General features: G+C 43.8%; 11 protein-coding genes and 1 tRNA gene. 5 read left to right on the top strand and 7 right to left on the bottom strand.

The genetic code is table 11. From position 1 onward, the window contains the following. The first annotated feature begins 112 nt into the window (after positions 1-112). Entirely contained in the window at positions 113-1,255 is a 1,143-nt protein-coding gene (locus ACBR23_RS20935) for a response regulator (protein ID WP_371120111.1), read from the top strand. Positions 1,256-1,345: 90 nt separating this feature from the next. Then, positions 1,346-3,877 (top strand): adenylate/guanylate cyclase domain-containing protein, encoded by a 2,532-nt coding sequence (locus ACBR23_RS20930; protein ID WP_371120110.1) that lies wholly within the window; start codon positions 1,346-1,348, stop codon positions 3,875-3,877. Between the two features lie 94 nt (positions 3,878-3,971). Here the strand turns inward: ACBR23_RS20930 and ACBR23_RS20925 are convergent. Then, a tRNA-Glu gene (locus ACBR23_RS20925) sits at positions 3,972-4,044 on the bottom strand. 93 nt (positions 4,045-4,137) lie between these two features. Further along, the gene (locus ACBR23_RS20920; RefSeq protein WP_371116991.1) at positions 4,138-5,184 is read right to left on the bottom strand and encodes a M42 family metallopeptidase; all 1,047 of its coding nucleotides are present in this window, start codon (positions 5,182-5,184) and stop codon (positions 4,138-4,140) included. 140 nt (positions 5,185-5,324) lie between these two features. Between ACBR23_RS20920 and ACBR23_RS20915 the strand changes: the two genes are divergently transcribed. Next, on the top strand, positions 5,325-6,140 hold the full coding sequence (locus ACBR23_RS20915; RefSeq protein ID WP_371120109.1) for an FkbM family methyltransferase: 816 nt from the start codon (positions 5,325-5,327) through the stop codon (positions 6,138-6,140). An 81-nt stretch (positions 6,141-6,221) separates the two neighbouring features. Here ACBR23_RS20915 and ACBR23_RS20910 read toward each other — a convergent pair whose 3' ends face one another. After that, positions 6,222-7,139 (bottom strand): histidine kinase, encoded by a 918-nt coding sequence (locus tag ACBR23_RS20910; RefSeq protein WP_371120108.1) that lies wholly within the window; start codon positions 7,137-7,139, stop codon positions 6,222-6,224. Positions 7,140-7,541: 402 nt separating this feature from the next. Next, positions 7,542-8,939, bottom strand: coding sequence for an S-layer homology domain-containing protein (locus ACBR23_RS20905; protein WP_371120107.1), 1,398 nt, complete (start codon positions 8,937-8,939; stop codon positions 7,542-7,544). A 69-nt stretch (positions 8,940-9,008) separates the two neighbouring features. On the opposite strand from ACBR23_RS20905, the gene ACBR23_RS20900 reads away from it, so the two are divergent. After that, positions 9,009-9,554 carry a hypothetical protein gene (locus ACBR23_RS20900; RefSeq protein WP_340519217.1) on the top strand — a complete coding sequence of 182 codons (546 nt, stop codon included), beginning with the start codon at positions 9,009-9,011 and terminating at the stop codon, positions 9,552-9,554. A 62-nt stretch (positions 9,555-9,616) separates the two neighbouring features. Here ACBR23_RS20900 and queF read toward each other — a convergent pair whose 3' ends face one another. Next, positions 9,617-10,036, bottom strand: coding sequence for a preQ(1) synthase (gene queF / locus ACBR23_RS20895; protein ID WP_340519218.1), 420 nt, complete (start codon positions 10,034-10,036; stop codon positions 9,617-9,619). A gap of 141 nt (positions 10,037-10,177) precedes the next feature. On the opposite strand from queF, the gene ACBR23_RS20890 reads away from it, so the two are divergent. Continuing rightward, positions 10,178-10,810, top strand: a complete 633-nt coding sequence (locus ACBR23_RS20890; RefSeq protein WP_371120106.1) for a hypothetical protein — start codon at positions 10,178-10,180, stop codon at positions 10,808-10,810. An 88-nt stretch (positions 10,811-10,898) separates the two neighbouring features. Here ACBR23_RS20890 and speD read toward each other — a convergent pair whose 3' ends face one another. Continuing rightward, the gene (gene speD, locus ACBR23_RS20885; RefSeq protein ID WP_341731713.1) at positions 10,899-11,321 is read right to left on the bottom strand and encodes an adenosylmethionine decarboxylase; all 423 of its coding nucleotides are present in this window, start codon (positions 11,319-11,321) and stop codon (positions 10,899-10,901) included. 207 nt (positions 11,322-11,528) lie between these two features. Further along, positions 11,529-12,590: a pentapeptide repeat-containing protein gene (locus ACBR23_RS20880; protein WP_371120105.1), complete on the bottom strand. Its 1,062-nt coding sequence runs from the start codon at positions 12,588-12,590 to the stop codon at positions 11,529-11,531. Positions 12,591-12,983 lie beyond the last annotated feature (393 nt).

Below are 12,983 nucleotides of genomic sequence, written 5' to 3'. Positions count from 1 at the left end.
AAGATTTAGATAACTCAACGGAAAAATCGATCCTTATTCAGCAAGCCCTAATTAGGTTAACCTAATTAGCAGCGACAATTCAGTAATATTCCCCAGAAAAGGAGCAGCACAAATGAATCAGCCCTCTATTCTAGTAGTTGACGACGAGCCCGATAATTTTGATGTGATTGAAGCGCTGTTGAGCGATCGGGGATATGATTTGCACTATGCTTCCAATGGTCAAGTCGCCCTCAACTCCCTGGATGTATTCCAGCCCGATGTGATCTTGATGGATGTGATGATGCCAGACTTGGATGGTATGGAAGTCTGTCAGCGGATTAAAGCCCAGCCCCTATGGGAAGGTGTTCCCATCATCATGGTGACAGCTTTGAGCGCCAAAGAAGACCTGGCTCGATGTATCAAGGCTGGTGCCGATGATTTTATCAGCAAGCCCGTCAGTGGGCTGGAACTCCGTGCTAGGGTTCATTCCATGTTGCGACTCAAGCAACAATATGACAAAATCACCAGTCTTTCCAAAGTCCAAGAAAATACGATCGACCTATTACAAAAAAATCTGAATGAATTAAGCGGTAACTTAGCTTCCAGTTTACCTCACGAATTGAACACACCATTAAACGGTATTTTCGGAGTGATTGGATTGTTGATCGACGATCGTGAAGACATGAGTGAGGAAGAAATTCATGAACTTTTACTATTAGCTCAACAGTCGGCTCTGAGATTAGATAGGCTGACCAAAAAGTTTTTGATTTATATCAAGCTAGAACTGATGACTAGCCAAATGCCTATGGATAAAATTCCGACTAATAATGAAGTCACTTCTACTAAATCAGTCATAGAAAATTGTGCGAGGGAACAGGCCCAAAAAGTCGATCGCCAAAATGACTTGATTTGCGAACTAGAAGATATAGATGTCCCGGTGTCGGAGGAAAACTTGAAGTGGATGGTGGACGAATTGTTAGAAAATGCTTTGAAATTTTCTACGCCTTTAACACCGGTGAAGGTAAGTAGTCAATTAATTAAGGGAGCATTTCATCTATCCATATCCGATCGCGGCAGGGGAATGACAGAGGAACAGATTTCCAAAATCGGAGCGTTTATGCAATTTGAACGCCGTACCTATGAGCAACAAGGTTTAGGACTAGGATTAAAAATAGTCAAAAAAATCATAGATATATCCGGTGGAGAATTTTATCTTTCCAGTGTATACCATGAAGAGACAACCGCTCATATTAAATTGCCTAGCATTTCTGAATAGTTTTGTTTTGTGATGATATAGAGCCAACCAAAAATTTAAGTTGTCAACTTTTTTGCTGGGTCCATCTTTTCTACACTAATCTTACAAATTTTGCGACTGCCAAAACTTTATACTTTACGCAAAAAGTTGATCGTCTCCTTTTTAATAGTGGCGCTAATTCCACTAATGTTGCTAGCGGCGATCGACAAACACGCCACTGAACAAATATTAACCAAGAATGCGGAACAATCTCTATTTGCGATCGCCTCCCAAACCGCTGTCAGCATCGACACTTTCATCACCGTCAATCTCAACGATGTCCGCGTCGCAGCCCTGTTACCAGGACTCTCAAAATACCTGAGTTTACCCCCAGAGTCTAGGGCTAAAAGTGAGGAAAAAAAAGTAGTTGAAGAGACTTTACATAGTCTCAGCCGTCGAGATACTGTGAATATATTTTCCTATGCACTGCTAGACATCAATGGTAAAAATGTATTAGACACTTATAGTGAGGATATCGGGAAAGATGAATCGAACCGCGATTACTTTCAACAACCCTTGAACACCGGTTTACCCTATGTTTCAAATTTACGACTTTCCCCAAAAAAACCAGGTTTAGTTAACATTTATTTTAGCAATTTAGTTCGCAACAGCCAAGGAGTTGCGGTGGGGTTGTTGCGAGTATCATATAATGCGACTGTGTTGGATCAGTCCATCGCCCGACAAACTGGTTTAGCCGGTCAAAAATCCTTTGCTATTTTACTAGACGAAAATTATATTCGGTTAGCCCACGGTACGGAACCGGAATTAATTTTCAAATCCGTAGTTCCTCTCCCACCGGATTTGGTGAAAAAATTGCAAGCCGAGAGAAGGTTGCCGGAGTTACCTATGGACGAATTGTCCACTAATTTGCCCGAATTAAAACAGGGTTTAGACAATGCTCTCGATCGACCTTTTTTAAGGTTGCGACTAACATCCACGGACAATCAACTGAGTGCAGTGGCGATCGCACCTTTACACAATCTCCCCTGGTACGTCCTATTTGTACAGCCACAGTCAGTATTTCTCGCCCCCATAGAAGCCCAAACCCGCACCGCACTCATATTATCTCTAATTATTGCTAGCCTTGTCACCCTCGTGGCGATTATCTTAGCACGAATCTTAGCTAAACCAATTATTATTTTAACTCAAAGAATTGCCCAATTCAAAGCAGGAAACTTAAATATTAGAGTCCCCATAGAATCGAGAGATGAACTGGGAAATCTAGCCGATACTTTCAATAAAATGATTGAAAGAATCCAAAGTTATACGGATAGCTTGGAAGTGAAAAATGCCGCTTTGTTGCAAGTGGAATCGCAGTTACGTGAAAGCGAAAGCCGACTGTCCCAATTGCTAGAAGCAATGCCTGTCGGCGTGTTTGTCACCGATGCCAACGGTCAACCCTACTACGCCAATCAGGTAGCCCAACAGTTACTTGGTCAAGGAGTTTTAGCCGGAGATACAATTGAGGAATTAGTCCAAAATTATCAAATTTATATTGCAGGAACTAAGCAAAATTATAACTTAGAAATTTTTACGATTCCGAAACTATTGAGGGGAGAATATGCTAACGCTGACAATATAGAAATTCACCGCGCGGACAAGGTGATTCCCATCGAAGCTTGGGGAACTCCAATTTTTGACAACCAAGGTAATATCTCCTATACAATTATCGCGTTTCAGGACATTTCGGAACGGCGAAAAATTGAAGCAGAGCGCGAAAAGTTTACTGAGGAACTATCGCAACTGAATCGCAACTTAAAAAAAGCCCTGGATGCGGAATTTGAACTAACCGATGCTTACGGTAGGTTTGTGCCGCATCAATTTTTACATTTACTGGGATACGAAAGTATTGTTGATGTGAAATTGGGGGACAACGTACAGCAAAAAATGTCGGTGCTGTTTGCGGATATTCGGGATTTCACAGCGCTGTCGGAGAGCATGACACCTCAAGATAATTTTAAGTTTATCAATGATTATTTGATTCGGATGGAGCCTTGTATTACTGCGAGTAATGGGTTTATTGATAAATATATTGGTGATGGGATTATGGCTTTGTTTAGCGGTAGTGCGGATGATGCGGTGAAAGCAGGAATTGCGATGCTAGAAAGTTTGGCAGAATACAATTTAATCAGGAAAGAAGGAGGTTATGCGCCGATTAAAATTGGGATTGGGATTAATACTGGTTCTTTGATGTTGGGTACTGTGGGCGGGGAAAATCGGATGGATGGAACTGTGATTAGTGATGCTGTGAATTTGGCATCTCGTCTGGAAGGATTGACCAAAAATTATGGAATATCGCTGTTAATTAGTCATCATACTTTTTCAGCGCTGACAATTCCTAGTGATTATGATATTCGGCTAATCGATCGAGTTCAGGTGAAAGGTAAGTCGGAGTTGGTGACTGTGTATGAGGTGTTTAATGCCGATTTACCGGAGGTGCGGGAGGCTAAGGCGATCGCCAAAACCGCTTTTGAAAGTGCCTGGATTTTGTACAATCAGGAAAGGTTTACTGAGGCGGCACAACTGTTTGAGGATTGTGTGCTGCGAAATCCGGCGGATGGGGTGGCTGCAATTTATCTCGATCGCAGCCAACAACAATTCTGACAATTTTCCTGTCTTGCTCATAGCAAGAAGGGCGGGCTTATTGCCCACCCTTCGGTTGCTTGATATCGTTTTGATATCGGAGTTAGATTTTTAATACCCCCAGGGGAATTCGAATCCCCGTCGCATCCGTGAAAGGGATGTGTCCTAGGCCTCTAGACGATGGGGGCGCGTCGTTTGCTTGTGTTCCGCACCTTTATTAACTTAACTAATCTTCCTCGATTTGTCAACCACTTTGAGAAAGTTTTTTTTAAACTTGTGGGTCAATCGTCGGAAAGCTCGTCACAGTAAGCTTTCAGAATCCGAGCACAATTGTCGATCGCCCCTAGATGAGCAATCTCAAAGCCGTGGGTGTTCTGGGTAGGGAAGGCCAAACAAGCGGCACGGGCCACATGGCCGAACTTCATGGCGATGGAAGCATCACTACCAAAACCGCTAATCGCCGCCAACTGCACCTGGACACCAGCCCGATCGGCCGCCACGCGCAATTGCCCATTCAACCCTTCATCATAAATCCCATAGCCGTCCTGAACCAGCAACACTGGATTTTCGCCGTCGGCGATCGGGTATTCTGGAGCCAGCGGGCAAATTTCCAAAGCAATCAGCGCATCCAAGGGCTGCCGCTGCGAGAAATACAAAGCCCCGATCGCCCCAACCTCCTCCTTCGCCGAAGCCACCAAATAAACATTCACCGCAGGCTCGGTCAAACATTCCGCCAAACCCAACAAAATCGCCACAGAAGCCTTGTTATCCAGGGTATAGCTCCCGATCCAGTCCTTCAAGCGGATCGGCTGTTTGCGGTGCTTTCCCACCACCATCCGCGTTCCGGGTCGAACTCCCGCCTCCGCTAATTCCTCAGTAGTACACTTAGTTTCGATCCACGCATCTTCCCACTTGAGGGAAACATCCTCCTGCTGAGCTTTTTGAGGGGATTCGTGGGAGACGTGACGGCTTCCGAAGCTGAGAATGCCACTAATTGTTTGGTTGTCGCCCAACAAATCGACAACGCCTTCGCCGTAAACCCAGGGAAACGCGCCCCCTAATTTGCGAACTTCCACCCGCCCCGGGCTACCGATGGTTTTGACGATCGCCCCAATTTCGTCTTTGTGGGCGGTAATGGCGATCGACTTTTGCCGATTGCGCCCCGGAATCAGGGCGATGACATTATCGGCGCGATCGATCCAAGCATTCACTCCCAGGGCTGCAAATTTTTCCATTAACCCCTGATTAATTTCTGATTCCACGCCGCTGGGGGAGTATAGCATCACTAATTCTGCGATGGTTTGAAAAAGTCGATCGAACTCTAGCATTGTTGATTTTCTTGTTGGCTAGCGCAGGTTAATATACAATAACGCGGGGTGCACTTATCTAGATTCTAGTTTTGAATTTGAGTTTATTGGTATCGAAGCAGCAATCAGCAATAAGCAAGCACCAAGCAGCACTAACATCAATGATTTCAGCCATTAATAATGTCCTCAACATCTTCAAGGTCGCTCTACCGCCCACCCCTACAGGTCGCTATCCCTTGATTATGCTATTCAGTAAAATTGTGCAACTCCTGAAACGGAAAATTAGAGCCAAAAAATTAGGGATAAAATTCCCCAGAGTAGCAAAGTTTAGTTTACCCGATAGTTTAATTGTACAAGGCAAGACTCAACCACTTAAATTGCCTTCCGAAAAAGGCATGGATGGAGAATTTATCGAAGTGCTTTTAGACGACTGCTATGGCTTAGAGCAATTACCTCAATCCCTGCTAAAAATTATAGATGTGGGAGCCAATGTGGGATTGTTTTCGATTGCCGCCCGCAACCGATTTCCCCAAGCAGTGATTCACGCCTATGAAGCTAATCCTAACTTGGAAAAGTACCTCAAAAATCAGTCTCAAATTGCCAGTTTTGCCTATTTCATGGAAGCCATCGGCGCTAGAGATGGTAAAGTAGTGCTGGATATCCGGGAAGTATCGGGAAAAACGCGATCGACTGTCACGGAAAACGGCGATATACCGATGGTATCATTGAAAAGGGCGATCGATCGCATTGGTGGCAAAGTAGATTTAGCTAAAATAGACTGCGAAGGTGCAGAATGGCCCTTATTTGAAGATAAAGAAATTTGGCAATTTGTGGAAAATCTTTCTTTAGAATATCACTTGTGGTCTGGACACACCCACGCCGAAACTAGACAAGTTATTGAAAGTTTAGGATTTCAAATAAAAAAACAAATACCGATAGATAAATGGTACGGTTTAATTCTAGCATCCCGTACTTAAATAGCTCCTTTAACTCTAAGTCTGCTTAGTCAGTGTAGGCAGACTTCCTTTTACAATACCCAGTTTCAAATCCCCATCTTTTCAAAAAGGTTGTTTATGTCGTTCATCAACTTTGTCCTTTAATTTTCCTATAATCGATTGCAAACGACTCGCGTGTCTGACCATTTCCTCTTGATAAAAATCCAGCACACGACTCAAGCCGATCAGTTGACTTGCTTCCAGTATTTCCCTAGGAACAATCTTGTTAGTAGCCATAACTATCGGGGTGTTTAGGGAGTTATTAAAAACTACTTCCCCATCAAAAGGCAACAGGGCGGTTTTCACGGCAACGGCTAAAATATTTAACACTTCTGCTATTTTGAAGGAAATTTTTATGTTGAAAAATAACTCTACCATAAATAAACTTCGCGAAGGAAGCAGTCCACCTATCCCCAACACAGATTTGACTTCATAGGGAATAACTAATGAATTTTGTTCAGCAATAAAGGGGCTATTTGGGGCAGAGTCTATATAAAAAATATTTAATAATTTTGGCTCCATTTCTAACATTTTTTCATCAGCAATTCCCACGACGGTAGGAATATCCAAACCTAACTCTAGAATCCGTTCTGAAATCGGCAGCATTTGAGCTACCAACTCTTCATTCACTAAGGGAATGACGATATTCGGGGCTTCGTCAGCATAATTACACTGGGGTTCTTTTCCTGCGGAGGCTAACAGCGTCCAGCATTTCATTTCATAGGGGGGAATTTTATTCTGCATCAAGCTACGCGCAGATGCCTGCAATGAATCGTCTAATTCTCCGTAGGGATGGGTTTTGAAAAGACGTACTAAAACACAGGAATTTTGGGAGCTTTCGGAGTCATAAAAATATTGATAAATATAATCAGCAATTTTTTGACTTGTCTCTTGCATACTAGCAGAATTTCTACCTAACTGGCGCAGGACTAAGCTACATTTTGCCAAATTTCTCAAGGTAAACGGGGTCTGATTATACATCAAAAAACGCTCTCCCAGAAATTGAATACTCTTTTCTATTTATCCTTCTGGCTAGGGCCAGATCCGGAATAATACCAATTTCATCAATATTTGCTACAGATGCCGTTCAAAGCCCCCCCTTAGTAAGGGGGGGTTGGGGGGGGGTAGTTATGTCGCGCTACTTTAATATTTGCTACAGATGCCGTTCAAAGCCCCCCCTTAGTAAGGGGGGGTTGGGGGGGTAGTTATGTCGCGCTACTTTATGAAATTGGTATAATATTGAGAGTTTTCCGAGGGACGGTGAGTGAAAATAGATAGAATTTTGGCTAATCAAATTTAAATTATATAAAAAAAATACTATAGCCAGATAGCCGACTTCTGAAAGAAATCGGCTATCTAACAGATATCGGCTTTTAGCTGTGGCTACTGAGGAGGTTGAGACTTGGCTTCCCCGGCATCTTTTGCAGATAATCCCTGATCTTGAACGCCAAAATACCACAAACTAGCCGCGGCTTCGGCGCGAGTCACGGATTTTTTTGGTTGAAACAATGTTGTGAAACCAAAAACCCGGCGAATATTGGCTAAATCTCCATTGTTAAAATCTGCTAAAACTGCTCGCGATGCTTGGGAATCGATTTTAGAAGCATCTTGAAAACCCCACTTTTCTTTCACTGCATCAATGTTAGCTGTGGGTAAGACTTGACGAGTGTCTAAAGGTACTTTCCACAGAATCATTGCTTCGCGAGTTAAAGGTGCATCGGGACGAAATTTAATATCTTTAGTTTCTCCTGAAATGCTACTGGGAATTAAACCCGCTTCTGCTAAACCTTGAATAGCTGCAAAATCTGAATCGGTTTTGGGTATGTCAGCAAAAGCTGGTTCGCTTGATGCTACTGCTAATCTAATTTGTTTGGCTTGACGGCTGGCATAAATTTGATTGTTAGCAGCTACTAACCAGCGGGCATATTCCCGACGGGTGGCTATTTTGTTTGGTTCGGGTAAGGTGTTTTCTGTTTCTAAATTTGCACCGGATTTCGATCGCACTTTCAGCACTTCCAATGAGGCTAAATCTGCTACATACTGCCGCAATTGTTGAGGAATTTGGCTATCTTGTTGGCTGACTTTTTTGGTTTTTGACTCTGGAGATGATGTGGCTGTTGGTGCTTCGGAATTAGAGGAAGTTGGGGCTGGTGAGGGAGATTGGTTAGCATCGGAATTCTGAGGTTGGGGATTGCTGGCAATTTCCCCATTTGCTTTGTCGTATGCAATCACAAATTCTGTCGCACCTCCTAATTTTTGGGTAGGAGAAAGTGACACTGTTACTCGCAATTTATCTTGCTGGGCTACCACAGAACCTTGTCCGTCGGGGGTTGGGGGAGTGACTATTTTCCAGTTGCTACGCCCAAACTCATTCTGATAAAAACTTTGAATGGAATTAATCGGATCGGTGCTTTCGTAGCGCAGTCGTATATTTTGTTCTGAGGGGGTGCTTGGCCCTGTAACTTCGACCAACTGAGCATTAGGATATAGGGGTATCTCTGTTGGGAAATCGGGAGGGAGTTTGGCGTTTGTGCTGGTGTCCACTGGTGTCGCTGGCTGGGGGGAAGCCAAAGCCACGGGATTTTCTTTTAATTTGGGATCGGCGGCGAAGGATTCTTCCATCGCCTTGCTGTTGGGGCTGTTGGCGCAGCCTGTGACAGCCCCAAGCAGACAGATTGCTAGCAAAGCATTTACAGTTGCGAGTATATGGGTTTTACTGGTTTTAGTTGGCGATCGCCCTGTCAAGTCGCCTCGCCGTTGAGCAAATATAATATTCAACATAAATCCCCCGTTTGCGGATATAGTTCTAGGCTAGCGCAAATCCATCGGGCTAATCTAATTCTTTCCAAAATGAACTTCCTACATTTATTCCTAGTTACTGCTACATTATTTGTCTCTGTTGTCAAGTTTGCTAGTCCCCTCCAGGCTGAATCTGCTCCCAGGGCGGGGGTACTTGCTCAACCGGATTGGCAGCCCTTTTGTTCCGCTGAAGGTTTGTTTGCGATCGACATACCAGGAACTACCAAAATTAATGCAGAGACTTTTTCAAATCAGATTATTGTTCATACCTACAGATCGATATTAAAAAACGAAGAAACTTATTTACTGCAATACTTCGACTTAGATTTAGCTCTAACTAATAATAACATTAAAATCACTTTAAATAATGCCGTTGATTTATTTGTGGTCGCATCTAATGCTAAATTGCTGCAAGTGCGCGATATTTCCCTGGGTAGTTATCCGGGAAAAGAATTTGAGTTTCAGTCCCTTTCCCCTAGTGCACCTGTAGGTGTAGGTCAGGTATTTTTGGTGGACAGACGTCTTTACGGCTTAGTCGCCATTACCTCAAAACCTGAAAATGCTCAAAAGTTTCTGGCATCTTTTCGTTTATTTTAAATCAGAACATGGAAGGTTCCCAAGGCTGTACTTGGGAACGAGAAATGAACAGGTTGTGCCTGCTACTTCTGATGGGATACCTCAATTACGGTGTGCACGTTCCCTCGTGGCGAAAAATCGCCTTTAATGGTGGCTGAATGTGGCGCGCAAGCGGCGACGAAATCGTCTAGAATTTGGTTGATCGATTCTTCGTGAGAAATGTAGCGATCGCGATAACTGTTAATGTACAGCTTGAGCGCCTTCAATTCCACTACTCGTTCGTCGGGCACGTAGGTGACGTGAATTGTCGCAAAATCGGGATAGCCGGAAAACGGACACTTGCAGGTATACTCCGGTAAAGTAATGTTAATGGAGTAACGTCGCCCGACTCGCGGATTCGGGAAGGTAATTAACTCTCCTTCTAAAATCTGGCGTTCGCCGTATTTCATTGCCTCGGTACTTGACTTTTGTGACATACTTTCTTCTGTTTGGTGGTTGTTCATAGCGAGCCACTGGAAACTGCTAACATTTAACTAGACTTCACTATCTGTAACAAATATCTTGACGAATTGTGTGGCGATCGATCTAATTGCAAATACTCTCAGGCTAAACTAAAAAAAGCTCACCCTCGCCATCTATAAATTATGCAAAATACTACCTTACCTGACCATAACTCCTCCGCCAACTCAAATAACTACTCTCCATCAGTACCTATTTCCCTCTACCGAGAAGTCACTGCCGAGTTGCAATCAGCCCAAGCAATGCTGGACTCTCTCAAAACTCATAATCAGCAATTAGTCCAACAAAATCAACAACTGCGGCGAGAAGTAGAAACAGTAGTTCAAGCATCCATATATCTACAGCAAGCGGTCAATTCTGCTCAAAGTGTTAGCCAGACTGGGATGCCTCAAATGACTCCGGTTAAAAAATTCAATCTTACCGTGGAATCCCCTCGCCTAGCATCTTTACCATTCCCGGCTGACTATTCCGTACCCAACGACACCTCTACCCCAAATCCAGCCCCTGCCACTGTGAATTTCCCCTTTCCCATAGCAGCAGCCGAACCAACAGCCCCTTCCATAGATGAAAAACTACCCGATAAACTTCCCGAAAAATTATTTACCGAAGTACCCGAAACTCCTTACCGTTTGCGCTCTCAATCAAAAAAAGCCTCTGACTTGAGCGGATTGTGGTTAGCCCTTGCTATTTTTCTGATTGTGATTGCTGCTTTCGGCGCTGGTTATGTAGTTGTTCGCCCTTTATTAATGAAAAAGTAAATTTCCAAAACAATAATCCCACGGTTCTAACCGTGGGATTTTCAGCAAAGGATAGCATAAAATAGTTAAAGTTACGCTAATTGGCTGATTATACTCTAGTGGCACCCGTCTCTATCAGACGAGGCGCATACTGTTCTTCAGAAGCAGAACCTAAGATGCCCACCCCTGGCTCGAAACCGCGCGTGAACTCAGTGAGTTTTACCTGTTTAGCTTCCAAAGCTGTCTGTAGCACCTTCATGGCCTTGTGAGGGTCGCCGGCACCGCAGAAAAATAAATCCGCAGCAAAATAACCGTGTTCAGGCCAAGTATGGATTGCTATATGAGACTCAGCCAAAGTAGCAGTAGCCGTCACTCCGTGAGGACTAAACTGGTGTACGCACAAATCGATGAGAGTAGCTCCTCCGGCTTCGATCGCATCGAGAATAGCGCGGCGGATACGTTCAGGATCGTTGAGCAGGTCTCCAGGAGACTGCCAAGCATCAGCGACCAGATGGGTTCCCAATTGTTTCATTCTGCGGGGTTTTACCTCTATTGATTTTAAGTCTCAAACCTTTTAACCTTAGCACGGTGTCTCTAGTTTGGCAAGTAGGCAAACCCAAAATTTTTCAGATAGTCGCAAAGGAGCCTGATCGAAACCACGAGTTTGTTGACGGTTGACTGTTCGCTGCTGGCTGACCACAGACCTCAGTTAACCGTTAACCGTCAACAGTTAACCCGATTAATCCCGACTGTGAGTAGCTCCATTGGGCAAAATTGCGCCGCCCAAAGCTGCTTCATTTAAATTAGCAACATTCAAACTCGCCCCAATCAAATTAGCCTCGGATAAATTAGTTCCTGTTAAATTTGCTCCCGCCAGAGAACTGAGCAGCAAACCAGCTCCCGACAAATTAGCACCACTCAAATTCGCCCCGCGCAAATCCGCTTCCAGCAAGCTAGCTCCAGACAAATTAGCACCGCTTAAATTAGCTCCCCGCAAAGCAGCTTTGTTCAAATTCGCACCCCTCAAATTAGCGTTGTGCAGAATCAAACCATTTAAATTAGCTTTACTCAAATTAGCGCCTTGCAAATCAGCGCCGTTCAAATTAGATCCATTCAAATTAGCAGATTGTAAGTCAGCACCGCTCAAGTCAGCACCGCTCAAATTAGCCGCGCACATACAAACTTCTCGCAGACTTGCTTCGCTCAAAGAAGCTCCAACCAAATTAATACCGCCAAGATTGCCGCGATTTATATAAGCTCGAATCAGAGTTGCACCGCCCAGATTAGCCCCGCTCAAATCTATTTCGCTCATAATGGCTCTAATGAGATTTGCTTTGCTCAAATCAACTCCACTCATAATGGCTCGACTCAGCGTCGCCCCGCTCAAATTAGCCTCAGTTAGTTTGGAGCCACTGAGCATACAAGCTCCCAGTAAACTGGCTCCAGTCAGAATAGCTCTGCTCCAGTCAGCCTGAGACAATATGGCTCCGCTGAGATTAGCACCGCTAAAATCTGCTCCGATCGCCATGGTTCCAGTTAAACTAGAACTGCCCAGATTCGCTTCAATGAGTTTGGCCTTAGATAAATTAGCACCGCTCAAGTCGGCTCCGTTTAAATTAGCTCCAATCAGTTTGCTTTTAATTAAGTTGGCCCCTTTCAAATTAGCATTGCTCAAATTTGTCCGACTGAGATTAGCTTCACTGAGATTAGCTTTAATGAGGTTAGCACCTCGAAAATCTCTTTCTCCGTTTCTATGTCTAATTAAAAATTCATCAGCACTTAACTGTTCAGTGGAATTCATAAAAAAATTGAGTGAGTTTCCTTGCTTTCTCGATTCGATGTTCTATGCAGTCTGAAAAATTCGTAGTTTAGAGGTTGCCAGTATTTTTTTCAACAAATACTTACTGCAACAGCAAAAATGGCAAAAACTGGTAGATTCCCAGCAGCATCCTGCGAGGGAATTGGGAATTTTGTTAATAGTTAGTTTTCGGTCGTTATGAGTTAATTAGTTATTAGTGATTAGTTGTATTTTCTACTAACTGCTAACTGCTAACTATTAACTACTAACCCATTGGTGTCAACTTAACGTCAAACCTAGTCACAGATTGCTGTTTGACTATTAAATCCAGATCCCCCCTAGCCCCCCTTAAGAAGGGGGGGACAAGATTCCGATCAAAGTCCCCCTTCCCCCCTT

It is taken from the genome of Microcoleus sp. (assembly GCF_041354475.1).
GTDB lineage: Bacteria > Cyanobacteriota > Cyanobacteriia > Cyanobacteriales > Microcoleaceae > Microcoleus.
This window is presented reverse-complemented; position numbering and strand designations above follow the sequence as displayed.

Bases quoted from the DNA above. Each gene is read 5' to 3' on its own strand.
- ACBR23_RS20935 (WP_371120111.1), top strand. From the start codon at position 113: ATGAATCAGCCCTCTATTCTAGTAGTTGACGACGAGCCCGATAATTTT.
- speD (WP_341731713.1), bottom strand. From the start codon at position 11,321: ATGAAACAATTGGGAACCCATCTGGTCGCTGATGCTTGGCAGTCTCCT.
- ACBR23_RS20915 (WP_371120109.1), top strand. From the start codon at position 5,325: ATGATTTCAGCCATTAATAATGTCCTCAACATCTTCAAGGTCGCTCTA.
- ACBR23_RS20920 (WP_371116991.1), bottom strand. From the start codon at position 5,184: ATGCTAGAGTTCGATCGACTTTTTCAAACCATCGCAGAATTAGTGATG.
- ACBR23_RS20910 (WP_371120108.1), bottom strand. From the start codon at position 7,139: ATGTATAATCAGACCCCGTTTACCTTGAGAAATTTGGCAAAATGTAGC.
- ACBR23_RS20880 (WP_371120105.1), bottom strand. From the start codon at position 12,590: ATGAATTCCACTGAACAGTTAAGTGCTGATGAATTTTTAATTAGACAT.
- ACBR23_RS20900 (WP_340519217.1), top strand. From the start codon at position 9,009: ATGAACTTCCTACATTTATTCCTAGTTACTGCTACATTATTTGTCTCT.
- ACBR23_RS20890 (WP_371120106.1), top strand. From the start codon at position 10,178: ATGCAAAATACTACCTTACCTGACCATAACTCCTCCGCCAACTCAAAT.
- queF (WP_340519218.1), bottom strand. From the start codon at position 10,036: ATGAACAACCACCAAACAGAAGAAAGTATGTCACAAAAGTCAAGTACC.
- ACBR23_RS20905 (WP_371120107.1), bottom strand. From the start codon at position 8,939: ATGTTGAATATTATATTTGCTCAACGGCGAGGCGACTTGACAGGGCGA.